The organism is candidate division KSB1 bacterium (assembly GCA_016214895.1).
Taxonomy (GTDB): Bacteria; Electryoneota; RPQS01; order RPQS01; family RPQS01; genus JACRMR01.
In genome coordinates this window covers 159,145-182,587 of sequence record JACRMR010000008.1, presented here as the reverse complement: position 1 = coordinate 182,587, position 23,443 = coordinate 159,145, and the positions used below count along the sequence as shown (strand labels likewise).

At 61.1% G+C, this 23,443-nt stretch carries 24 protein-coding genes; all 24 read right to left on the bottom strand.

Going from position 1 to position 23,443, the window contains the following annotated elements; translation table 11 throughout:
* Nucleotides 1-16: 16 nt before the first annotated feature.
* Nucleotides 17-1,465, bottom strand: a complete 1,449-nt coding sequence (locus HZB60_05455) for a PEGA domain-containing protein (GenBank protein ID MBI5059215.1) — start codon at nucleotides 1,463-1,465, stop codon at nucleotides 17-19.
* Nucleotides 1,462-2,238 (bottom strand): slipin family protein, encoded by a 777-nt coding sequence (locus HZB60_05450; GenBank protein ID MBI5059214.1) that lies wholly within the window; start codon nucleotides 2,236-2,238, stop codon nucleotides 1,462-1,464. Before HZB60_05450 ends, HZB60_05455 begins: the two co-directional genes overlap by 4 nt.
* A gap of 24 nt (nucleotides 2,239-2,262) precedes the next feature.
* Complete coding sequence (locus HZB60_05445; protein MBI5059213.1) at nucleotides 2,263-3,543, bottom strand: nodulation protein NfeD; 1,281 nt, start codon at nucleotides 3,541-3,543, stop codon at nucleotides 2,263-2,265.
* Nucleotides 3,536-4,936 (bottom strand): L-seryl-tRNA(Sec) selenium transferase, encoded by a 1,401-nt coding sequence (locus tag HZB60_05440; protein ID MBI5059212.1) that lies wholly within the window; start codon nucleotides 4,934-4,936, stop codon nucleotides 3,536-3,538. Before HZB60_05440 ends, HZB60_05445 begins: the two co-directional genes overlap by 8 nt.
* A gap of 4 nt (nucleotides 4,937-4,940) precedes the next feature.
* Nucleotides 4,941-6,449 (bottom strand): hypothetical protein, encoded by a 1,509-nt coding sequence (locus HZB60_05435; protein MBI5059211.1) that lies wholly within the window; start codon nucleotides 6,447-6,449, stop codon nucleotides 4,941-4,943.
* Nucleotides 6,449-6,943: a TlpA family protein disulfide reductase gene (locus tag HZB60_05430; protein ID MBI5059210.1), complete on the bottom strand. Its 495-nt coding sequence runs from the start codon at nucleotides 6,941-6,943 to the stop codon at nucleotides 6,449-6,451. The genes HZB60_05435 and HZB60_05430 overlap by 1 nt, the downstream gene beginning before the upstream one ends.
* A 21-nt stretch (nucleotides 6,944-6,964) precedes the next feature.
* Nucleotides 6,965-7,759 carry a T9SS type A sorting domain-containing protein gene (locus HZB60_05425; GenBank protein MBI5059209.1) on the bottom strand — a complete coding sequence of 265 codons (795 nt, stop codon included), beginning with the start codon at nucleotides 7,757-7,759 and terminating at the stop codon, nucleotides 6,965-6,967.
* A 100-nt stretch (nucleotides 7,760-7,859) separates the two neighbouring features.
* Nucleotides 7,860-8,870: a redoxin domain-containing protein gene (locus tag HZB60_05420; GenBank protein ID MBI5059208.1), complete on the bottom strand. Its 1,011-nt coding sequence runs from the start codon at nucleotides 8,868-8,870 to the stop codon at nucleotides 7,860-7,862.
* A gap of 18 nt (nucleotides 8,871-8,888) precedes the next feature.
* A complete protein-coding gene (locus HZB60_05415; GenBank protein ID MBI5059207.1) occupies nucleotides 8,889-9,347 on the bottom strand; it encodes an NUDIX domain-containing protein in 459 nt (152 codons plus the stop codon).
* An 84-nt stretch (nucleotides 9,348-9,431) separates the two neighbouring features.
* Nucleotides 9,432-10,220, bottom strand: a complete 789-nt coding sequence (gene rnc, locus HZB60_05410) for a ribonuclease III (GenBank protein ID MBI5059206.1) — start codon at nucleotides 10,218-10,220, stop codon at nucleotides 9,432-9,434.
* 9 nt (nucleotides 10,221-10,229) lie between these two features.
* Nucleotides 10,230-11,492, bottom strand: a complete 1,263-nt coding sequence (gene fabF, locus HZB60_05405) for a beta-ketoacyl-ACP synthase II (protein ID MBI5059205.1) — start codon at nucleotides 11,490-11,492, stop codon at nucleotides 10,230-10,232.
* A gap of 18 nt (nucleotides 11,493-11,510) precedes the next feature.
* Nucleotides 11,511-11,756, bottom strand: a complete 246-nt coding sequence (acpP, locus tag HZB60_05400; protein ID MBI5059204.1) for an acyl carrier protein — start codon at nucleotides 11,754-11,756, stop codon at nucleotides 11,511-11,513.
* 54 nt (nucleotides 11,757-11,810) lie between these two features.
* Nucleotides 11,811-12,560 carry a 3-oxoacyl-[acyl-carrier-protein] reductase gene (gene fabG, locus HZB60_05395; GenBank protein ID MBI5059203.1) on the bottom strand — a complete coding sequence of 250 codons (750 nt, stop codon included), beginning with the start codon at nucleotides 12,558-12,560 and terminating at the stop codon, nucleotides 11,811-11,813.
* The gene (fabD, locus tag HZB60_05390) at nucleotides 12,557-13,492 is read right to left on the bottom strand and encodes an ACP S-malonyltransferase (protein MBI5059202.1); all 936 of its coding nucleotides are present in this window, start codon (nucleotides 13,490-13,492) and stop codon (nucleotides 12,557-12,559) included. Before fabD ends, fabG begins: the two co-directional genes overlap by 4 nt.
* 54 nt (nucleotides 13,493-13,546) lie before the next feature.
* Nucleotides 13,547-14,548, bottom strand: a complete 1,002-nt coding sequence (locus HZB60_05385) for a ketoacyl-ACP synthase III (GenBank protein MBI5059201.1) — start codon at nucleotides 14,546-14,548, stop codon at nucleotides 13,547-13,549.
* The gene (gene plsX / locus HZB60_05380) at nucleotides 14,541-15,623 is read right to left on the bottom strand and encodes a phosphate acyltransferase PlsX (GenBank protein ID MBI5059200.1); all 1,083 of its coding nucleotides are present in this window, start codon (nucleotides 15,621-15,623) and stop codon (nucleotides 14,541-14,543) included. Before plsX ends, HZB60_05385 begins: the two co-directional genes overlap by 8 nt.
* A 33-nt stretch (nucleotides 15,624-15,656) precedes the next feature.
* Complete coding sequence (rpmF, locus tag HZB60_05375; GenBank protein ID MBI5059199.1) at nucleotides 15,657-15,839, bottom strand: 50S ribosomal protein L32; 183 nt, start codon at nucleotides 15,837-15,839, stop codon at nucleotides 15,657-15,659.
* 46 nt (nucleotides 15,840-15,885) lie between these two features.
* The gene (locus HZB60_05370) at nucleotides 15,886-16,350 is read right to left on the bottom strand and encodes a DUF177 domain-containing protein (GenBank protein ID MBI5059198.1); all 465 of its coding nucleotides are present in this window, start codon (nucleotides 16,348-16,350) and stop codon (nucleotides 15,886-15,888) included.
* Nucleotides 16,351-16,641: 291 nt separating this feature from the next.
* A complete protein-coding gene (locus HZB60_05365) occupies nucleotides 16,642-17,220 on the bottom strand; it encodes a bifunctional nuclease family protein (protein MBI5059197.1) in 579 nt (192 codons plus the stop codon).
* Between the two features lie 48 nt (nucleotides 17,221-17,268).
* Nucleotides 17,269-17,976, bottom strand: coding sequence for an alpha/beta fold hydrolase (locus HZB60_05360; protein MBI5059196.1), 708 nt, complete (start codon nucleotides 17,974-17,976; stop codon nucleotides 17,269-17,271).
* Nucleotides 17,977-19,431 carry an AMP-binding protein gene (locus HZB60_05355; GenBank protein ID MBI5059195.1) on the bottom strand — a complete coding sequence of 485 codons (1,455 nt, stop codon included), beginning with the start codon at nucleotides 19,429-19,431 and terminating at the stop codon, nucleotides 17,977-17,979.
* A 98-nt stretch (nucleotides 19,432-19,529) separates the two neighbouring features.
* Nucleotides 19,530-21,074, bottom strand: coding sequence for a YifB family Mg chelatase-like AAA ATPase (locus HZB60_05350; protein MBI5059194.1), 1,545 nt, complete (start codon nucleotides 21,072-21,074; stop codon nucleotides 19,530-19,532).
* 41 nt (nucleotides 21,075-21,115) lie between these two features.
* Nucleotides 21,116-22,159 carry an N-acetyltransferase gene (locus HZB60_05345; GenBank protein ID MBI5059193.1) on the bottom strand — a complete coding sequence of 348 codons (1,044 nt, stop codon included), beginning with the start codon at nucleotides 22,157-22,159 and terminating at the stop codon, nucleotides 21,116-21,118.
* Nucleotides 22,149-23,417 (bottom strand): aminotransferase class I/II-fold pyridoxal phosphate-dependent enzyme, encoded by a 1,269-nt coding sequence (locus HZB60_05340; GenBank protein ID MBI5059192.1) that lies wholly within the window; start codon nucleotides 23,415-23,417, stop codon nucleotides 22,149-22,151. The genes HZB60_05345 and HZB60_05340 overlap by 11 nt, the downstream gene beginning before the upstream one ends.
* Nucleotides 23,418-23,443 lie beyond the last annotated feature (26 nt).

Genomic DNA, 23,443 nt, shown 5'->3' with positions numbered 1-23,443 from the left:
GCGGGGCGCACCAAACTTAGCCGAGGTTCAGTACGGTGAGGCGACGGGACTTTTCCTGCCACTTCTCAAGCGCCACCGTGTTGCGCTCACGCAGGCGGAGCGAGCGTTTACTGAAGAAACTCTCGATGCGGAAGACGATTTCGGAGACCTGCCCGTCCTGCAGTTCGACGTGGATGTCGTTCGTGAGTTCGCCGTATTGCACGCGGATCAGGCGGTTGCCCGCCGCGATCTTGCCAACGAGGGAAACATCAAACGTGCTGTCGGGACCGTCGAGGACGAGCTCGTTATCGACGTACACGCGCAGCAGCGTCGGATCGAACTTCTCGAACTCCTCGCCGGGCAACAGTGCGAGATAGGAATTGCCAATCAGCTTCTGATAGTCGCCCCGCAGCTCAACGCGCGGTTGGTCACGAGTGAGCTCGACGGTCATCGCCTCGGGCCGAAGATAACCCGGGACCTCGGCGAACTCGATTTGATAGACACCGTATGCGAGTTCCTGCGTGACCCCGCCGACTCCCGCGTTCTTACCGTTCACCGAAATCCCGGCCGCAAGCGGCGCCGTAGATACGACGAGAGTCGGCTTGGGAATCGTGAGGTCCGGGAGTACGTTAAAGGACGCGAGTTCATGTTGATCATCGAGGGACAGCGCGACGGTGATGCTGTCGGGTTCGGCCAGTGCGGCGTCGGACTCTACGCGAAACACGTAGATTCCGCGATCGAGGCCGCGAAACGTATAGGGTGTGGTGCGCGGCGTCGGGGCGCCGTTGACGAAGATGCGCGCGCCTTCGGGGTTGGACGAAACCGTGATCTCCGTTCCGACCAACGAAGTCGTTTCTTCGGAGAACGTGTCCGATGTCCATTGGTCTTCGGCAGGCGGAGCGGACTCCGGCGGCGCCGAATCCGGTTCGTGCGCGGGCGCGAGCGGTTCTTGTGATACCGGCTCGCGCGGCGGCGCCGAGCGGCGCTCAAAATTCACCAGCGGACGAACGCGGGGAGCCGGCGGCACCGCCAGCACCGGTTCGCCAGTGCTGAAGATCTCCTGGCGCACGGAGCGCAACGGGGGAATCGAGTCGGTTCTGAGGACCTGCGAGGCCGGGCGGAGAACAAAGCGAACGCTTGTCAGAGAATCATCGCCGATTCTCACCGAGGCAAATTCCGGGTCCGAAATGTAATTGGCCTTGCGCACCGTGACAATCTTCCGGCCGGTGGGCACGAGCAAGACGGTCGTATCCGACAACATCCCGGTCTGCATCCCGCCGATCAGAACTTCGGCCCCCGGGACCGAGGTGGTCACTCGCAGCGATCCGGTGTTGCCGGACCGATAGTGGAGCACGAGATAGGCGATGCCCGCAATCGCGATCAGGGGAAGGAACACTTTGCCAAGCGCCCAGAGGATCCCCACGGCCATGCCGGGACCGCGGCCACCCGAACCGTATCCACGTCGTCTGCGAGTTGGTGTCGTCATGTGGTCTTGTTACTTCCGCCGGAACCGTCCACCGCCTTACGCAGGAACGGAGTAATGAGGTCAATCGGCAGCGGGAAGATCGTCGTGGAGTTGTTTTCCGACGCCACCTCGATCAGCGTCTGCAAGTAGCGGAGCTGAATGGACATCGGATGTTGTTCCATGACACCCGCGGCTTCGGAAAGCACTCCGGCGGCCTGGCGTTCGCCTTCGGCGGAGATGACTTTGGCGCGGCGCTCGCGCTCGGCCTCGGCCTGCTTCGCCATCGCGCGCTTCATCTCTTGCGGGAGATCGACGTGCTTGATTTCAACCATGGACACCTTGATGCCCCATGGTTCCGTCTGACTGTCGATGATCGATTGCAGCTGATCGTTGATCTTCTCGCGATGGGAGAGCAGCTCGTCCAATTCGACCTGGCCCAACACGCTGCGCAGGGTCGTTTGTGAAAGCTGACTCGTCGCGAACATGAAATTCTCAACTTCGATGATGGCGCGGTCCGGCGTGAGGACGCGGAAGTAAACGACGGCATTGACCTGCAACGACACGTTATCGCGCGTGATCACGTCCTGCGGCGGCACATCAAACACCACGGTGCGGAGACTGACCTTCACCATGCGATCCACGAGCGGGATCAACAGAATCAGACCGGGCCCTTTGACGCCGATGAAACGACCGAGCCGGAAGATCACGCCGCGCTCGTATTCGTTCAGAATGCGAACGGCGGTCGTAAAGATGAAGATGATGAAGACGAGCAGGAATGCCAGAACGGGTAACATAGTTCCTCTCCGTCAGAGCCAGAGTTAGTCCGCGGCGGTGACCGTCAGACTCATCCCATGCACCGCGGCAATGCGGGCGCGGGTGCCGACGGGGAGGTTCGTCGCTGGATCGACGTTCCACAACTCGCCGTGCACCTGAAGTTTCATGTGATCGCCGACCTTCGCCAGAATGCCGATCTCGCCAACCAGACTTTCGCTGCCGCTGACGACCTTGCGGCGTTGAGCACGTAAGCCCATGCCGACCACGAAGGCGAAAAACAACGCGGTGATGATGGCCGCGGGGATAATCAATTCGAAGCCCACACGCATCCCTCCCTCAATCGGATCAAATAACATGAACGAACCGAGGACGAGCGCAATGATGCCGCCGATGCTCAACATGCCGTAGCTGGCGATTTTCACCTCGAGCGCGAAGAGCAGGATGCCCAGACCAATCAGCAGCAGCCCGGCCCAGCTGAAGGGCAGCAACTGCAAGCTGAACAGGGCGAGGATCAGGGACAGGCCACCGACGACGCCGGGGAACACGGAGCCGGGATTGTAAAGCTCAAAGAACAGGCCGTACACGCCGAGCAACAACAGGATATAGGCGATGTTCGGGTCCGCGATGAAATCGAGAATCTGCAGCCGGAGCGACTTCTCGGTCGCGCGGATTTCCGCACCTGCCGTGTGCAGGGTGTGTTCGCCCGACTCGGTTTTGACGACGCGATTTTCGAGTCCGGCGAGCAGGGAATCACGGCTCGGCGCGATGAAATCGATCACGCCCTCGGCCAGCGCCTCTTGCTCTGTGGCGGAGATGCTCTCGCGGACGGCGCGTTCAGCCCAGTCCACATTGCGTCCGTGCTGTTGAGCCAGTGTGCGGGCGAAGGCGGCGGCGTCGTTGGTAATCTTGTCCTTCATGACGCTGCCGGAATCCTGACCGCCGCCGATCCCGCCGAGACCGACCGGATGGGCGGCGCCGATGTTCGTGCCGGGCGCCATCACGGCGATGTGAGCCGCCAGCGTCAGGAAGACGCCCGCGGAGCCGGCACGGGCCCCGGAGGGCGAGACATACACGACCACGGGGGTACGGGCCGCGAGCATCTCCTTGCAAATGAGACGCGTCGTACTCAGCAGGCCGCCGGGTGTGTCCATTTCGATGACCAGTACTTCGGCGTTCGTCCGCTCGGCGCGCTCGATGGCCTCACCGACCATCTTGTGCGCGACCGGTCCGATGGCGCCGTCAATGACCAGCCATTCGACGTGCGCGGCGAGCGATATTCCGCAGGTGCCGGACAAGCAGACCAACACCAGCAGCAATTTAGTCACGAAAACACTCCCGTTTCAGCGCGATCCGTACGGACTCCAACAGCAGGACATCATCAGACGGCGGGATCGTCCGCAGATCCAGCCAGACGGCATCGCGTTGTAAAGTTCCGACGACAGGCATGTCGCGTTCGCGCAACGCGCGGGCGAACTTCGAGGCGGTCATGGACTCCGGTAGGCAACGGACCGCGATGCTCGGAATGGAAACGGCGGGCAGCGTTCCCGAACCCGTCTCGGACTTGCTCTCCACGACTTCGAGGACTTTCCACTCCACCAGCGGGCGCAGAGCCACGATGACGGCGGCGGCGCGGCGGCGCAGCGAGGCGATGTCCACCGTCAGCATTTGCCACACGGGCAATGTTGCGATCGGCCCACGGGGATCGAGATAGGCGCGCAAGGTCTCGGCGAGCGCGGCAATCGCCAGCTTGTCGGCGCGCACAACCCGTGCCAAGGGCGCCTGCTTCAGCTTCGTCACGAGATCGCGACGGCCGAGAATGATCCCCGCTTGGGGACCGCCGAGGACTTTATCGCCGGAAACGAGTACGAGATCGGCGCCCGAAGTCAGGCTTTCCCGAACATTCGGCTCATAGGGAAGGCCAGTCGCCGTCCAGTCCCAAAGCAGACCCCCTCCAAGATCATCAATGACCGGCAGCGAGCGTTCGCGAGCGAGCGCGGCGAGTTCCGCGACGCCGACCGATTCTGAGAATCCGTCAATACGAAAGTTAGACGGATAGGCGCGCAGCAACAGCGCGGTTTTTGGCGTAATCGCCGCGGAGAAGTCCGCCGCGCGAGTGCGATTCGTGGTGCCGACTTCACGCAACACCACTCCGGCGCGCGACATGATATCCGGCAAACGGAAGCTGCCGCCGATTTCAATGAGCTGGCCGCGGGAGACGATGACTTCGCGGCGGTGGGCCAGCGTGTTCAGCGTCAGGTAGAGCGCGGCCGCGTTGTTGTTGACGACGAGCGCCGCTTCCGCACCGGTCAGCACACAAAGTAGCCGTTCGACATGAAGCTGCCGGTCTCCACGATCCCCTTTCACGAGATCGAGCTCCAGATTGCAGCACTTCGCGGCAGAGTGCGCCGCCTCCGCGGCATCGTCACTCAGCGGGGCGCGCCCCAGACCCGTGTGCAGGATAACGCCGGTGGCATTGAGCACGTAACGCAACGACGGCCGGAGCAGTGCATCGAGGCGCGAAGTAATGTCGGCGATGAGTGCCTGTTCCACCGCTTCGCGGGAACCCGCATCGAGCTTCCCGCGGGCGGCCTCCACCGCTTCGCGAATCACCAGCGTGAGGAACTCGGAGGCAATGCGATCGCGATAAGGCGTAAGGGCATGATGTCCGCGCAGCGTCTCGACGGCCGGCAGCCGGCGACGCGGATCTTGCTCGCTCATGATTCTACAAGGAAGTTTCGAGGGTCAGGCGGAACCCGGAAAAGGCCTGCACTTGACGACACACGCCGTTGGAGCACTTGAGGCCACCGCGCTCGCGGCCGTAAAAGAGAATCGCGCGATGACGGTCATTTTCACCGAAGGACAGCGCGGTTTCGACGGAGGGCCAGCTCGGTCCCTCCTTGTCCTGCAGTTCGCGGTCGTTGGACAACTGGTACACGCCGGAAACGGAGAAGCCATTCTTCCAGGTGAGGCCGGCGGAATAGAACTGATCGAGAAAGTCCTCGTCGTTACGGGTCTTGTCCGTGAGGAACAGCTCTTCGATCTCGAGATCCAGCTGGATCGCACGCAGCGGCGTGGAAAAGCGGGTCTGTACCCATTTGCGCTGCTGCCAGGTGCCTGAGGCTTCCTCGTTGGCCCCGAGCTCGACGAACAGGCTGCGGTCGCGCGGGAGCGATTGCTCGACGTTGGCGAAACACTCCCAGAACGGAGCATCAACCTGCTGTAGGGTTGGTCGCGGAATGCCGGATTGATCGTGCGCGTGACGGCTGGCGGCATGATAATGCAACGTCGCGAATGTAGTGCCCGTGGTCTGTCCGGAGAGTTCGAGTTGATAGCCCACTTCGTTGGGGATGTTCATGACGTGCGGCTCGCGACCCTGGAGCAGGCGCGGGCCGAGTTCGCGATAGACGGTCGGTGGGTTCTGAAACGGAGTGACGTAGCCGTAGTCGTAGTCCTTGTAGTCGGCCAGCAGGGACCAGCTCCACTTGCTGAGGACGACGCCGACGTAGGTCGCGTGGCCTTCGCCCGAGCCACTGGCTACGAACGTCTCGCTCCAGGCGCGCTCCAGGTTCAGGGTGAAGACGCCGCGATTGAATTTCAGGTCAAGCCCCGACACGTTGGTTTCCGCGTAAAAACCGCTGTCCACGCGAACGTAACTGAAACCCAGACCCGCCAGTCCGCCCCGCCATTGGAGGCGCCCCCCGCTCGCATCGGCGCGCTTCACCAGCAGTCCGTCGGCACTGGATCCACGCAGGCCGATCGCGGTCAAGGGACCGGCTTCAATCTGGGCGCGAACACCGTCCAGCTCGGAGTCGAAGTAAAGATCGCGATTCTCAAAAGAGCTGAAGGCCAGACCGTTGGCCCAGAGATCGCCGTAATGGCCGACGCGCAAGGTAACGGGATGCAGCGCCGCTTCGATGAAGCGCTTGTCGATGCGCGTCTCCTCGGGCAGGCCGTATTGATTCCGGTCGTTGTCGGACGGCCGGAAATAGAGGAAGCGCATGCCGCCGCGCAGATTACCGCGATAAACGTCGAGGCGAAGCCGGTTCTCGACAAAGCGCCGTTTGAGCAGATTGTCGGGATGCTTGTCGTTGGGGCGGGAGAAGTCCACTTCCTCGCCCTGATCGTACTTCAGAATATTGGAGCCCTGGATCTCGAATTCGGATTCGCCGCTATCCTGCGAAAACGCGAGCGCGGCGGTCAGAAGGACAACGAGCGCGACGGCAAGCCTCATTACTCTGCTTCCAGTAGTTGGTCGATTTGCGTGGTCAGGTTCTTGGAGTCTTTGATGGCGCTCTTAATCTTCAATTTGGCATCGCCGTGCTTGTCGAGCAGCACCGTGTACGGAACTGATGTCCCGCCGTAGCGCTTCAAGACTTCGGAGTTGGGATCCAGCGCCACAGGCCAGGGGAGTTTCTTGGAGTCCACGTACGGCTTGACCTTAGCCTGCGTCTTCTGGGTGTCCACGGAGACGAGCACGACTCTTACGCCCTTGGAGATATATGAGTCGAATAGCGGTCGCTGTTCCGCAATCTCCTTTTTGCAGGGTTCGCACCACGTCGCCCAGAACACGAGGAGCACGGGCGACTCGCCGAGGTTCTCGGATAGTTTGAAGGTGCCCCCTTTCACTTCCTGGAGCGACCAGTCGCGGCTGTCGGCGAAGGCGGACACGGAGAGCAGCGCGAGCAGGCAAGCCGTGACAAGACCGGATGCAACCATCCTCTTCATGAGATCCTCGGATACATGAAATTAGCGAATCAGTGCGATACGATGCGTGGCCGATTGGCCGGGCGTGAGCAGGCGAACGAGGTAGTTGCCGCTCGGCAGCGGCGGGCCGGACGCCGAAGTCGCGTTCCAATTCAAGCGGTACGAACCGGCGTGAAACTGCGCGCCGTCCACCAGCTTCGCGACCTCCCGTCCCAGCAGGTCGTACACCGCGAGCTGGACCGGTGCGTGCTCGGCAAGTGAGAAACGGATTTCGGTCGAGGCGTTAAACGGATTGGGGAAATTGGAGACGAGAGCCGCATTACCGGGCAGCGGCGCCACGACTTGGGGCACCACGCCGTCGCCGTAGATCAGGGAGACGCGTGCCGTCGTGAATTCGGACGGCTCGGCGGCGTTGGCCACCGTAATGTCGAAGACATAGTCGCCAACGAGGGACGACTCAACGGGCATCGGGAAGCCCTGGCTCCAGTCGCTGATGATGTTATAGACCGTGAACTTGACAAGGTCGTCGTCAAACGCGCTCTCATATTCCTGAGGCACGGAGTAAGATCCACTGTGCGGCGGGTAGCAGCCGACATAGGTACAAATACTCGTGTTGCGCGCGGTATCCGCGAACAGCACCGGCGTCAGAGTATAGAGCAACGTATGGGTCTGCGGCAACAGGTTGTGGACGGACGCATGAAACTCGTACACCGTGTCCACGTTCTGGTAGTAGATCAGCGTATCATGCTGCACAAACGAAAACGTCTGCGCTTGAACGGTCATGCCGCAGAGCAACACGATGACGCTGAACAGCGGAAGCATGAAGGGCTTGGTCATGGGGTTAGCGACCTGAGCTGAGTGGCGAATGGGCAAAGTTTCCGATCTTGTCTGGGTCAGAGAATCCGATTTCCGGCGGGAGGGGGAACCGCGCTCGGCGTCAATTGCCCTCCGCGAGCAAGCCGTCAATCGCGTCACGCAAAACGGATTCCGTAATCTGACCGAATCGATAGCGAATTCTGCCGGTCTTGTCGATTACGAAGTTGGCGGGGTGCACGGTCACCTGAAAATCACGTGTCGTAAACATGCCGGGGTCGAACACCAGCGGGAACGTCAGTCTGAGCGTCGGGTGATCACGACGGTAGCGCTCGAACAGGGTCCAGGGGTCCTGTGAATCCACCCCGAAGAACTCAACCTTCCCCGCATAGTCCGGTTCCGCGTAGGTGGCTTGGATATACGGAAATTCGGCCAGGCAGGGCGCACAGTAGTAATAGAAAAACGTTACGACGCACACGCGCCCGCGATAGTGCGCCAGGTGCATTTGTGTGCTGTCGCGGTCGTCGAAGAGCGCAAACGAAGGAACGAGGCTGTCGGGATGGGCGCCCGCGGCCACGGGGGTGAACCGGGGCGAGAGGACCATGGTATCACCGATCGTGATCTCGCGACTCCAGAATGAAGGTAACTCGGTCGCGTGGCCTTCGAGATAGGCCGAGATCGTGTAACTTCCGATGCCAACGCTGAAGAATTCCGGCGGAGCGACACCGTACGGAAGGTTGTTTATTAACAAGGTAGTCCCCTCCGGCGCGCCCGCGAGTTGAATGGCGCCGACGGGCGCGAGCGTGGTTTGCAGCGCGGCAACGACGGTCTGATTCAACTGCACGTCGATCGTGGAGGAGACGTCATTGTAACCGGGACGGCTGACGCGAATCACACGAGCGCCGATAGCAACGTCAGTCAGGGTCGCCGGTGTGCGCTGGGCCTGCGCCACATCATCCACGTAGATCAAGGCGCCGCTGATGAAAACGCCCTCCGGATCGGAGAGGCTGACGGTGACGGAACCGGTCAGACCGCGCTCCGACTCTTCGATGGCGCAGCCTGCCAGCAGGATCAGGAGCACGACCACGGCGCCAAGGGGAGAGGCGAGTCGTCGAAAGTTCGCGAATTGGTCCATCTTAGTATGCGGTGGTTCTCACGTGAGTCCGGCCTGAAAGCAGTGTAGAAATTTGCGATGGGTTTCGAATGCCATGGGAGGCAGCTCGTCAACCGGGAATTCGCCGACTTCGGCGGCGTCGCAGCCGGCGCACGTCGTGCCCGCGAGCACGTGCGCTGAGTAACAGACAACGACCACATCGCCGTAGAATCCGCCGATGACGGATTGGACGTCGATCAGGTCCACCGGCGCGCAGATCAATCCCGTCTCCTCCTCCACCTCGCGCACGAGCGCTTGCTGTGTCGTCTCGCCACGCTCGACGAAGCCGCCGGGCAGACCCCACAGGCCCTTACCGGGTTCGATCCCGCGCCTGACAAGCAAGACGCGGCCCGCTGAGTACAGAATGGCCGCGACTGACGGAAGCGGATTCATATACACGATGAGTCCGCAGTCGGGGCAGACGGGTCGTGGTCTGCCGTCGGCAAGACGCAGGTCCAAAGGCGCGCCGCATTGCGAGCAGAATTTCGGATGCATTGCGGAATGGACGTTGAATATTTCCGGACGCACACATCAGGGGAAGCGCTATCGTCCCAGCCGACCCGATTCCGGTTCGACACCCGGAAGCAGTCCCAATTTCTCCGCGGAGGCGAGGGCGGCTTCCTGTTCCGCGGCCTTTTTGGATCGGCCCTCGCCGCGGCCATAGACGACCCCGTTGATCAGCAGTTCGACCACGAACACTTTGGAGTGATCGGGACCGCATTCCTCGCGCAACGCATAGACCGGGGCCGACCACTGCTTGGCCTGCGCGTGTTCGAGAATCAGGCTCTTGTAGTTGACGAACTCCCGTTGCTTGACGACATCGCGCCAGTTGTCCAACAAGTAACCCTCGACGAACCGCCGCGCCGGTGGAAGGCCGCCGTCAAGGTAGATCGCGCCGATCAGCCCCTCGAAGGCGTCCTCGAGAATCGACGCGCGTTCGCGACCCCCGGTGCGCTCCTCGTTGGCGCTAAGGATGACGAACCGGCCGAGGTCCAGTTTGGCGGCGGCTCGCGCGAGCACGGAGCCGCTGCAAATGACCGACCGCAATTTTGTCAGCTCGCCCTCGACCATTTGCGGAAACAGATGGTAGAAATACTCGGCGACGACGAAATCGAGGACTGCGTCGCCGAGAAATTCGAGGCGCTCGTTGGAACGCGAGCGGTCCTCGTTCAGTTGATGCAGAGCCGACCGATGTTTGAGCGCGTCCACCAGCAGCGAACGACGGCGGAAACGATATCCGATCAATCGTTCCAGCACCGCGAGATGCGCCGACGTCGCCCGGTCGAGCGTGCCGGCCGAGGCAAAAAGTCTCTCAATCAGGCGGCGCCACATTGCAGGTGCTCAGGCTACACGGTAATCCGGCTTGGCGAAAATCAGGGACGAATTGTGACCGCCGAAGCCGAAGCAATTAGAGAGCGCGACGTCAACGCGTCGCGCCTCCGGCCGGTTCGGCACATAGTAGAGGTCGCAAGCCGGATCCTGATGCTCGAGATTAATCGTCGGCGGCAGCCGGTCGTGACGAGTCGCCAGGATCGACGCAATGGCCTCCACGGAGCCGGCCGCACCGAGGCAGTGTCCGGTCATGGACTTCGTCGAAGAAACGGCCAACTTGTCGGCATGCCCGCCGAAGACCGCGCGGATCGCCCGCGATTCAATCGGGTCGCCGATGTCCGTGGACGTCCCGTGAGCATTGACGTAATCAATCGCCGTCGGTTCGATTCCGGCATCGCGGATGGCCGCCGCCATCGCCCGCGTCGCGCCCGCGCCGTCGGGATGGGGAGCGGTAATATGATGCGCGTCGCCGGAAGCGCCGGCGCCGAGCAATTCGGCATAGATCTGCGCTCCGCGCCGGAGCGCATGCTCGCGCTCCTCGAGGACAAGGATTGCGGCGCCTTCGCCCATGACAAAACCATCGCGATCCTTGTCAAAGGGCCGGCTCGCCCGGTGCGGCTCGTCGTTGCGGGTTGAAAGGGCTTTCATCGAACAGAATCCGCCGAGACCCATGTTGCTGATGGCCGCCTCCGCCCCACCGGTCACCATCACGTCGGCCTCGCCCGCCTGAATCAGGCGATAGGCCATATGCGTGGAATGACCCGCCGTGGAGCACGCCGACACGACCGAGAAGTTGGGGCCCTGAAATCCCCACGTCATTGAAATGTGTCCGCTGGCAATATCCGAGATCATCATCGGCACGAAAAACGGATTGATGCGACGCGGTCCTTTTTCGATAAACGCGCGAGTCTGGTCCTCGAAAACGATAATGCCGCCGATGCCGCTGCCGACGATCACGCCGACTCCCGAGCGGTCGAAACCGTCGGCATTCAAGCCGGCATCCATGACCGCTTCGTGCGCGGCCACGAGGGCAAACTGCGTAAAGCGATCCATCCGGCGAGCCTCCTTCGGCTCGATGACCGGAGCGGGATCAAAGTGCTTTACTTCGCAAGCAAACCGAGTCGGAAACGGGGACGCATCAAACTGAGTGATGGGTCCCGCGCCGCTCGCACCTGCCATCAAGCCGTTCCAGAACTCGGCGACGTTATTGCCGATGGGAGTAATGGCACCCAATCCCGTCACGACAACACGCCGCCGTGGAGTTAAACTCATACTTTGCTCGCAGGGCGGCTAAGCCTTCTCCGCCGCCTTCTTGTTGAGGTATTCGATCGCGGCTCCGACCGTCTTCATGCCTTCGGCGTCTTGATCGGGAATCTCCAAGTCAAACTCTTCCTCGAAGGCCATCACGAGTTCGACGAGGTCAAGCGAATCCGCGCCGAGGTCTTCGACAAAGCTGGCGGTCGGCGTAACACTTTCAGCTTCTACCTGCAAACGGTCCGCGATGATCTTCTTGACTTTGGACTCGAGATTGTCCATGTTAAGGCTTCCTCTGGGTATGTGAACGATCTGAACGATTCGTTTATGCGACGATTAGGTGTGCAGGCCGCCGTCAATCACGACAACCTGTCCGGTGATGTAGTCCGAGGCCGGCGAGCACAGGAAGACGCAGAGTTGAGCGACGTCCGCAGGGGTGCCGAAGGAATTCAGCGGAATGCCCTTCAAGTAGGCTGCCTTGACCTCGGGCGAAAGCTGGTGGGTCATGTCGGTCTCGATGAACCCCGGAGCGACGGCATTCACTCTGACGCCGCGCCCGCCGAGCTCCTTGGCGACTGACTTGGTGAGGCCAATCAGACCCGCCTTGGACGCCGAGTAATTGGCCTGCCCGGCATTCCCCATCACGCCGACCACCGACGCCATGTTGACGATCTTGCCATACCGCGCTTTCATCATGATCTTGGCGGCCGCCTTGCTACAGACGAAGGCCCCTTTGAGATTGACGGTGAGTACACGATCCCAGTCGTCCTCGCTCATGCGGATCAGCAAGGCGTCGCGGGTGATCCCGGCGTTATTGATCAAGATGGTGAGAGAGCCTAACTCCTCGACGCAACGCTGGACCCAGGCGTCGGCGCCGGCGGCATCGGTAACATCGAGCTTGGAGAAAATGGCCTTCACACCGTGAGCGGACGCGAGTTCGGTCGCGGTGGCTGCAAGCTCCGGTTCGAGCACGTCCGTGAGCGCGAGATTCGCTCCGGCCTCCGCGAAGGCGAGAGCAATCTCCTTACCGATACCGCGGGCGGCACCGGTGATCCAGGCGGTTTTGCCGTGTAAGGCCGTGCTCACGATGGGACCTCGGCTGAAGCCGCGACTTTCGCGAGGTCGGGAACGGTGCCGACCGTTTCCGCAGACGCGCCCTTGACGGAACGTTTGAGTAGTCCGGTGAGCACGTTACCGCTGCCGATTTCGAACCAGCGGGCATCGCCGAGCGACGCCAGTGTCGCGACGGATTCCGTCCAACGGACCGGAGAGAGCAACTGTTCCGCCAGAAGTTGACGAACGCTCTCGACGGTCGTATGCGGTCGGGCCGTGACGTTCGAGACTACCGGGCAATTGGGTTTGCGCAAGTCGGCGTCCGCAAGAGCTGCACCGAGTGACTCCGCCGCGGATGCCATCAAGGGAGAGTGAAAAGCGCCGCTGACCGGCAACTCCTTGACCAGTCGAGCACCACGAGCCTTCGCGAGGTCGAGCGCGCGTCTGACGCCGGCAACCGTACCGGAGATTACGACCTGACCCGGAGAATTATAGTTGGCAGGAATCACGACACCCTCAGCCGACGCTTCCGCGCATACCTCGCGCAGGATCTCATCGTCGATGCCCACGACTGCACCCATGGTGCCCGGGTTGTTTTCACCTGCCGTTTGCATGGCCTGTGCCCGAGCTTTCACCAGCGCAAGACCCGAGGCAAAATCGAAAGCATCAGCGGAGGCCAACGCGGAGTATTCGCCGAGGCTATGGCCGGCGCAGGCCGAGGGTCGAATCCCGCGTTCCGCCAGTAACTCGGAGACGATGCAAGAATGTACGTAGAGCGCCGGCTGTGTCACCCGGGTCTGCCGAAGCTGTTCCTCAGGGCCCTCGAAGCAAATGCGGGCGAGGTCGAAACCGAGAATCCCTGAAGCCTCCGCGAAGCGGTGGCGAGCAAGCTCGTAGGCCTCATGCAAGTCGCGTCCCATCCCGACGGACTGCGATCCCTGGCCCGGAAAGAGAAAGATGTTCAACAACGTACGCCTAAGAATTTGTTGAAGAGGGGGTGTGTAGCGAAGCCGACTGGATCAGAAGCGGATGACCGCACTGCCCCACGTAAAGCCGCCGCCGAAGGCAACGGTGAGCACGACCTGACCGTCTTTGATGACACCGGTCCGGCGCGCTTCGTCGAGGGCGATGGGGATTGAGGCGGACGACGTATTCCCATAGCGGCTGATATTGACATAGACACGCTCCGGCGGCATATTCATGCGCTCGGCGGTCGCGTCGATGATGCGGGTGTTGGCCTGATGCGGGACGAGCCAGTCGATGTCATCGGCGGTCAGACCCGATCGGGCGACCGCTTCCGCGGCGGCCCGCCCCATGGTGCGCACGGCGTGACGAAAGACCTCGTTGCCGTTCATGCGGATGTAGCGCTCACCGTTGGCCGGTTGCCCGTTGTTGAGCGAGCCTTGGGTGCCCTGTCCGATACAGTACAGCAGATCAACCTGATCGCCGCTGGTGCCGATGTAAGTCGAGAGGATTCCGCGGTCGTCGGAGGCTGCCGCCAGCACGGCGGCGCCGGCGCCGTCGCCGAACAGCACGCAAGTTCCGCGGTCGGTCCAATCCGTCAGCAGCGTGAGCATTTCCGCGCCAATGACCAATACCTTCCGGGCGCGCCCCAGAGCAATCATCGCTTCGCCTTGATAGAGCGAAAACATGAAGCCGGAGCAGGTCGCGCTGATATCCCAGGCCGCGGCATTCACGGCTCCCAGCGCACCCTGGACAATGATCGCCGTGGCCGGGAATCGCATATCAGGCGAGATGGTGGCGAGGATGATCGCATCCAGCTCTTCAGCGCGGACGTCAGCCATCTCGAGAGCGCTGCGCGCCGCGGCAATGCAGAAATCAGAGGTCTTCTGACCTTGCTGAATGATTCGCCGCTCTTTGATCCCCGTGCGAGTGGTGATCCAGTCGTCGCTGGTATCGACGATACGCTCGAGATCCCGGTTCGTCACGATTTGATCGGGAACGGAGTGGCCCGTTCCGACGATGCGCGCCGCAGGCGCGCGCCGGCCCCGCTCAGTCATTCTGTTCGTCCTCCACGTCAAACTGGTCTTGCCGCTCCTGAAATGACTTGAAGCGCGCCATTCCGCGGGCGAGCATGCCGGCGTCAAACCGCTCGATGCCCTCTGACAGAGCTTGCGGCAGGCCGCCTTTGCTCAGAGTCATCGCTTCCCGAATCGCATTCTTGACGGCTTTTGCCGAAGAACCGCCGTGGCAGATGATCGAGATCCCGTTGACGCCAAGCAAGGGAACTCCGCCAACTTCCGCGTAGTCGAAATCCTTCTGCAATTGCCGCAAGACGGACCCGGCTCCGGAGTCCGCGCCATCCGGAGACGCCATGCCGGCCAGTCTGGCGAAGACCATCGGACCGACCGACTCGGCGAACTTGAGCACGATGTTGCCCACGAAACCGTCGCAGACATACACGTCGCAGTTCCCGCGCAGGATGTCGCCGCCCTCGACGTTGCCGACAAAGTTCAAGCCGCTCTGTTCAAGCAGATAGTGCGCGGCAAGTACCGCCTCGTTGCCCTTGTTCTTCTCCGAGCCAATCGAAAGCAAACCGACCGTCGGGTTTGCCTTGCCGGTCATGATTTCCATGAACACGGAGCCCATCGCCGCGAATTGCAGCAGATTGATCGGCTTGCAGTCCGTATTGGCGCCGACGTCGCAGAGAATGGAGAACTTACCCTTGCCCACCGGAAACAGCCCGCCGATCGTCGGACGCTTAACACCCTCGATCAAACCGAGCAGCATGAAGCTGGCCGCCATCTGAACGCCGGTATGTCCCGCCGAGACCACCGCGGCAGCGCGTCCGTCACGGTGCATTTCGACGGCTTTGATGAGCGATGAGTTCGGCTTGGTGCGGATCGCCTTGGCTGGCTTGTCGGTCATCAGGACTACTTCCGACGCGTGGACGATTTCGATGCGGTCATCGATTCCGCCGCGACGATGCTTCAGCTCCTTCTCGACCAGCTCGGCCGGGCCGACCAGCATCAAACGCAATCCAGTCCCGAATTCATCGAGCGCCGCCAGGGCAGCGTCAATGGGAACCGCGGGGGCGTGATCACCGCCCATAACGTCCAGGGCTACGACAACCATCTGATCCCCAGGTGAACGGTGCTTCCGCGAGGACTAAGCGGACTTGACTTGAACGACGTGGCGACCGTTGTAGAATCCGCAGTTGGGACAAGCGCGGTGCGGCGCCTTTTCCTTGTGGCAGTTCGGGCACGAGGTGACCGTCGGCGCGGACAGATTGTAGTTGGCGCGACGACGATCACGACGCGATTTGCCGGTTCTTCGCTTAGGGACAGCCATAGTGGAGTTCCAATCGAGGTTGGTTTATTAGGAGTATTGCGATCGATTAGGATTCAGAGCGCGTTGCGCACGCGCACACGGATTCGTTCCAGTCCGCTCCGCAGGTCGGGCACAGCCCGCGACAGGTTTCGCGGCAAAGCCGTTTGCGCGGCAGGGCCAGGATGAGCGCATCGCGGAGATCGGCCGTAAGATCGAGGTCCGAGGTGTGTGGCGGAATCACCGTCAGGTCGGGATCGTCGATGGCTTCGCCGCGGGACGGCGTGCCGAGCACGTAGATCATCGGCGAACGGACTTCGACCGCCGACGTGAAATCCGCAAGGCAGCGGTCGCACTGCAATCCCACTTCGGCATGCAGCCGGAACTCAAACTGGAGGTACCGATCATGGCGGTCGAGGGTGAGATCCGCATGGACGGCGTTGAACACGCTCGGGTCCAACTCCAGCTCTTCCGGAAGCAAATCCTCGCGAATCCGGTGAACCCCAGCAGGGTAAGCAGCCAAATGGACTTTCACGCGCAAAATCTCCGAAAAAAAAATATAACAATCACTTGGCAAAAGGTCAAGCATAGAATTCTGCGTGTGAAACGAGCCAAGTTCCACGCGAGTTCCACAAGAAGAGCTTAATATTGTATTATTAACATCTTAGAAACCGTGATGAGTCGGCTGTCATAGTGAAGCTGCAATTGCACAGAATTCGGAGGGATGGGGGTATGAGGTTGGCAATGGCGGGGGACAGAAAACGAAAGCGGGTTCCTGCCCCAGGGACCCGCAAAAGACCGTGATTCTATTCGTTCGCTCCCGGAGTTAGTCGGTATGCTCTGAGCGGCCAGGTTCCTCGTCGTCATGATCCATTTCACGGCCCTCAAGCGAACGGATGTGGTCGCGAATCTTGGCGGCCTCCTCGTACGCTTCACACTCTACGCACTCCTTGAGTTTCTGGTGAAGATAGGCAATTTGCTCAACGGTCGAGCGATTCACCGGCTCATTCGAGACCGCCGCGCCCGCCATCACGTGTTCGGCCACCTGGATGGGCGCGCGCGTTTTCAGCGCGAGGGCAATCGCGTCCGAGGGACGAGCGTCCACGTCTTTCTTCTCCCCCGAACCCGTTCGCATTTCGACCACGGCGTAAAACGTATTGTCCTTCAGATCGGAGACCGTGCAGGATTGCACTTTCACGCTCGCCTCGTCGAGGAGATGCGCGAACAGGTCGTACGTCATCGGCCGGGCATACTCGAGGCCCTGCAGCAGAAACGAGATACTCTGCGCCTCGGCTGCACCGATGAAGATGGGCAGCCAACGCTCACCGTCTTTCTCTTTCAAGATTACGACGTAGCCCTGGTATGGCGGGCAAACCGAGATTCCGATCACATCTACCGGGATCACTGTAGTAGCCTCCAGATTATTCCACAGTCAGCCGACCGCCCCGCACGGTTACCGGCTGACACTCTCGACAAATTGCAGGACCCGGCTTGTGAGTTCGGGTCGAGACTCCAGCAGATACGTGCCGTGTCCGCCAGTGGGATACACGACCGCTTCGGATCCCGGGTTGAGGTTTTGCAACGTCGCCACGGTGAGCGCGGAGTAATTGTCGTCTTCCGCCGCGACCAATAACATCGGCCGGGCACCGTACGCTGCCATGGCGGGCTTGGTCATCACTCCGCGAAAGACCTCGCCCGGGGAAAGCAGAACCACCCCCGCGATCGAGGTGTCCGTGGCTGCGTAGGAAATCGCAACATTTGCGCCAATGGACGCGCCAATCAGGGTGACCCGCGCCGCCGACCGCGAGCGAACGAATTCGACCGCCGCCGCAAGATCGCGGGTCATCGCGCGGAAGCTGGATTCAGGCAGGAGCTTGTAGTTGAGCTCGCCGTCGTCGGAACCTCGGCTCTCGCCATGCCCGCGCAAGTCCACGGCCAGTACCGTGTAACCCGCGGTTACCGCCGCCTGCGCGAAATCGTCCCAGGACGTGCGGTCCTTTCCCAACATGTGAAACAAGAGGAGCGATCCGAGCGGAGCCTTCACGGGCGTGCTCAAGGTTGCAACCAGATTGACTCCATCCGACGAGCGGAAGCGAACGGTCTCGCCGGCCCACAGCCAGGTCGGGAGCAGAGCCACGATGAGTGCAATGCGATAGAGCATTTAGCCGCGATCGTCTTTCAGGTCACTTCTAAGAATCTTACCTCCCGCTTCGTGCGGAAGTTCCTTGTAGAATTTCACGATCTTCGGACACTTGTACATGGCCAGACGTTCCTTGGCGTACTCGATGATCTCGCTGGGGGAGATCGTGGCGCCGTCTTTCAGCACCACGCAGGCCTTGACCTCTTCGCCGTAGAGTGTATCGGCGATACCGACGACGGCTACTTCACGGATATGCGGCAACCCTTCCAGCACATCCTCGACCTCCCGGGAGTACACGCGGAAGCCACCCTTGTTGATCAGCTCCGTCGAATGTCCCGTCACCACCAGACTGCCGGAGTCGTCCAAATAGCCGACATCGCCGGTAACGAACCAGCCCTCCCTGAACGATTGGCGGCTCTTTTCGGGACGATGCAAGTACCCCTTCATCAGCAACGGCCCACGCACAACGATTTGGCCGGACTTTCCGGGCGGCAGGAACGATCCGTCTTCTCCCAGAATCGCGAGCTCCATTCCGCTGAGGGGTTGACCGACGTTCTCACGCCCCCCGAGGCCGGGGAACAGGTTTATCGTAAAGGGGCCGCAGGTTTCGGTGCAACCGTACGCTTCAAAGAGGTGAACCTTCAGTCGCTCTTCGACGTCGCGCCCGCGCTCCGGCGCCAACTTCGCATCGACGGAGATGGGGTAGCGCAGTTTGGACAGATCGGCGCGGTCGGCGGTAGGGAATCCCGCGATCAAAGAAAACATGTAAGGGGTGCCGACCATGACGCTGACGCCGCGGTCCCGAAGCACCTCGAGGGCATCGCCCGGGTGAAAGCGCGAGAGCGGGATCAGCTCCGCTCCATTTGCGAGGGGGAGATGCACACCGGTGGACAGGCCGCTGGCCCGGGTGAAAGGCAGCACGGCGAGGAAGCGATCGGTCTCGCGGAGACGCAGAGCGCGACTCAACTCCTCGACCGCGGCGGAGATATTGGCGTGGGTCAATTCGACTCCGCGCGGCTTGCCACTTACACCCGACGTGTAAAGGATTACCGCCGTGTCGTCCTCGGCGACCGGAGCTTCGTCCTGGTACTCATCACCCTTGGAGATGAGATCCACGAGACTCTCGGTGCCCGCGGGAATCGAGTCGCCGAGATAGATGCGCAGCCGACAACAGTCCACGCGGGAAAGCGCCAACTCGGTCTCGGTGGACAGGTGGTCCCAAGCCACGATCGCCACCGCTTCGGCATCTTCGACCTGGGCCGCGATTTCGCGGGCCTTCAGCTGAATATGGAGGGGGACCGAGACCGCGCCGAGACTCAACACGGCGAGGTGGGCGATGACGAAGTGCGGTGAGTTCGGAAGCTGGATCGCGACGGTGTCTCGCCGTCGGATGCCGCGAGCACGCAACGCCCCGCGCAAACGATAGACGGCTTGAGCCAACTCGCCGTACGTGTATCGCTGCTGGTTGAAGGTCATCGCGACTCGCGAACCATCCCGCTGGAATTGGTCCCGAATGCGTGAATTGAAGAGCTGCAGAATCTCCTCCCGGTTTTCTTCAGACGACCCGACCGCCGTCAGACAGACAGCTCCTTGATCCGATCTAAACTACGATATTGAATGCCCTCAATCACGTGCGGGAGTTGAATCTGCTCACTCCCTTCCAAGTCCGCGATCGTACGCGCGATCTTGCGAATCCGGTGATACGCGCGGGCCGAAAGGCCCATGCGGTCGATCGCCTGATGCAGCACTTCCAACGACGGGGCATCCAGCGGGGCGAACCGCTCGAGCTCGCGGTTCGTCATTTGCGAATTAGAATAAAGATCCGCGCGGGTGCCGGCGTAGCGCTCGCGCTGCCGGCGACGCGTCGTCGTCACGCGCTGTTGGATCGCGACCGAGTCCTCCGCCGGGCGCGGTGACGACAGCTCTTTCCACGGCACACGCGGGACCTCGACGTGGATGTCGATGCGGTCGAGCAACGGGCCGGAGACGCGCGAAAGATAACGGTTGACCTGTTCAGGCGTGCAGCGGCACTCGTGATCCGGGTCGGTGTAGTAACCGCACGGACAGGGATTCATGGCGGCCACCAGCATGAAGTTCGCCGGATAAGAGAGGCTGATGGCGGCGCGCGCCAGGGTCACAACCCCGTCTTCCAGCGGCTGACGCAAGACCTCGAGCACATTCTTATGAAACTCCGGGAGTTCGTCGAGAAACAACACGCCGTTGTGAGCCAGCGAGACCTCGCCGGGCCGGGGGATCATGCCGCCGCCAATCAGTCCCGCATCGGAAACGGTGTGGTGCGGACAGCGAAACGGGCGATTGGCCACCAGGGCCTGACCGCTGCGCATCATTCCGGCGACCGAGTGGATGCGAGTCGTCTCGAGTGATTCGTCGAGCGAGAAGTCGGGGAGGATCGAGGGCAGGCGGCGCGCCAGCATGGTCTTGCCGGATCCCGGAGGGCCGATCATCAGCACATTGTGTCCGCCGGCCGCCGCGATCTCCAGCGCCCGCTTCACGGAGTTCTGACCTCTCACGTCGCAGAAGTTGCCGGTCTCTTCACGCGATTCGGCGAACAGGGCTTCATGGCTTACGGTGTATGGCGGAACCTGATCATCACCGTTCAGGAAATCAACGGCGTCGCGCAGACTCTCCATCGGGTAAACTGCCACTTCTTTCACCAACGCCGCTTCGCGCGCATTCGCTTCGGGAACGAGCAGCCGTTTCACCCCTTCCAATTTCAAAGAGCTGGCAATCGGCAAAGCCCCGCGAATCGGTCGAATCTTGCCGTCCAACGCAAGCTCTCCGAGAAGAGCGGTTTGCTCGAGTCCCTGAGCGGTGACCTGACCTGATGCGGCGAGGATCCCCAGCGCCATCGGCAGATCAAAGGCACTACCTTCTTTGCGTACATCGGCGGGCGCGAGGTTGACCGTGATCCGCCGCGTGGGCATGACGAAGCCGGAATTCTTCACCGCGGCCGATACGCGCTCGCGGGATTCCTTGACCGCGCTGTCCGGAAGGCCGACGACCGTGAAAGCGTACATCCCGTTCTCAAGATGACTTTCGACCTTGACGAGGTACGCATCGATGCCAAGCAATGCGGCGGAGAGAACTTCGGCGAACACGGTCGGAATGGAGTCTCGAGTTAAGGAATGTTACTTGGCAGCTAAGTCGGACGATCCCAGATACGCCAGCGCTTGTAGAGCCGTGACCCCATGGCGACGGCGGCATCGTTGATTGGCTTGTTGTCTTCGAGCATCCAGGAGAACTCGCCCCAGCCATACCCGGCTTGAGTACCGAACTGGTATGCGCGGCAGTACAACAAAGCATCAAGCCCGCGATTGCGATATTCGGGCAGGACGCCCATGGTCAGGATACGCGCGCGATGAATGTGCCTTCGTCCGAAGAGCAACGTAAAGATGCCCGTCGGAAACAGGCGGCCATTCATCTTCTTGAAGAGTACGTTGACGTCAGGCAGGCCGAGAATGAAGCCGACCGGTTCGCCCCGTTCGTTCTCCGCAAAGTAGATCAGTCGGGAATCATAAACCAGCTTGAGGGTCTTCGCCATGAACTTCACCTCGGCCGGGGTCATGGGCACGAAGCCCCAATTCCGCTCCCAGATCTGATTATAAAGCGCCTCGAAGCGCTTAACCTCGCCCCAGAAATCCCGCTTGTTGAAGGGCCGGACTCTGAGGGCGAGGCGTTGCTCGAGTTTGTTGGCCAGCTGGACGATCCGCGGACTCAACTCCCCTTCATGGAGTTCATAGGCAAGCAGGTCCATGACCTTGCTCATGCCACAATGCTCCATGAGCCGGTTGTAGTACGGCGGATTGTGCATCATCATGATCGCGGGAGGGGTATCAAACCCCTCGATCAGCATGCCGCATTCCTCGTTTGTACTGAAATTCATCGGCCCCTGCATCGAGGCGAGGCCGCGAGCCCGCAGCCACTTGGCGGCTTCATCCAGCAACATCCCGGCCACGGCCGGATTATCTACCGTGTCAAAGAACCCGAAGAAGCCTGTCCGGTCCTGCTGAAATTCGTTGTGTGCGCGATTGTGAATCGCGGAAATCCGACCGACAGGTCGCGCGGCGGAATCGCGAACGAGCCACGAGGCGACCGCGCCGTGCTCGTAGAACGGGTAGTCGGGTTTGAATCTATCTTCCTGGTCCTTTAGTAACGGCGGAACCCAAGCAGGGTCATTCGCCATGATCTTCCAGGGAAAGCGAAGAAACTCCCGCAGACTCCGTTTGGAGACGACCGGTTCCAGCGTCAGCCCGATGAGCGACCTCCTGTAAATGATACTGGGTTGACACGCGGGCGAGCTTTTCGAGCGCGAAGTCGAGTTGCTCGAGAGTGTGCGTGGACATCACAGAGAAACGGATCAGACTCTGGCCGGGCTGCACGGCCGGAGGCACGACCGGATTTACGAATACGCCTTCGTCCTGCATGGCATGGCAAACCTGAAAGCAGGCCAGCTCGTCACCGGCGAGCACCGGAATGATCGGCGTCTCGCTTGCTCCCGTGTCCAGACCGAGCGTTTGCAGTCCGCTGCGCAAATAGTTCGTGTTCCGCCAGAGCAATTCGCGGCGCTCAGGTTCCGCACGAATAATCTGAATCGCGGCAATGACCGCCGCGACCGCGGCCGGCGGAGGGCTGGCCGAGAAGATCAAAGCCCGACTATGATGTTTGAGATAGTGAATGATCGGCTCGGAAGCCGCGACAAAGCCGCCGATCGAGGCCAGCGACTTGGAGAACGTGCCGACGATCATGTCAACTTCGTGTTCTTTCCCAAAGTGCTGCGCGACGCCTCCACCCTGCTCACCGAAAACGCCGACGCCATGGGCGTCGTCCAACAGCAGGTCGGCGTCGTAGCGCTGGCAGAGCGCCAACGTTTCCGGCAGCTTGACCACATCGCCTTCCATGGAAAAGACACCTTCCGTGATCACGAGCATCGACTTGCCGTGGTGAGCGGCGAGGACGCGCTCGAGATCCGCCATGTCGTTGTGCTTGAATTTGACCATCTTGCCGAACGACAGGCGGCAGCCGTCGATGATGGAAGCGTGGTCAAGGGAGTCGGTTACGACCAAACCGTTGCGACCCACGAGCGTGGAAATCACGCCCTGATTTGCCTGGAACCCGGTCGTAAACAAAAGAACGGCTTCCTTGCCCATAAACTCGGCCAGCCGTTCTTCACATTCGATATGGATGCGCAAGGTGCCGTTCAGAAAGCGCGAACCGGCACAACCGGCGCCATACCTGCGGATGGCGTCCATGGCCGCCTCTTTGACCTTTGGGTGATTGGTCAACCCGAGGTAGTTGTTGGAACCGAGCATGAGCACATCGCGGCCATTCATCTTGACCACGGTGTCCTGATCGGAGTCGATTGCACGAAAGTAGGGGTAAAGCCCCAAAGCCATCACTTGTCGTGCAGTCTGGAAATGAGCGACCTTCTCGGCAATCCTCATTATTCAGCCCTTTCAATGGTGGCGAC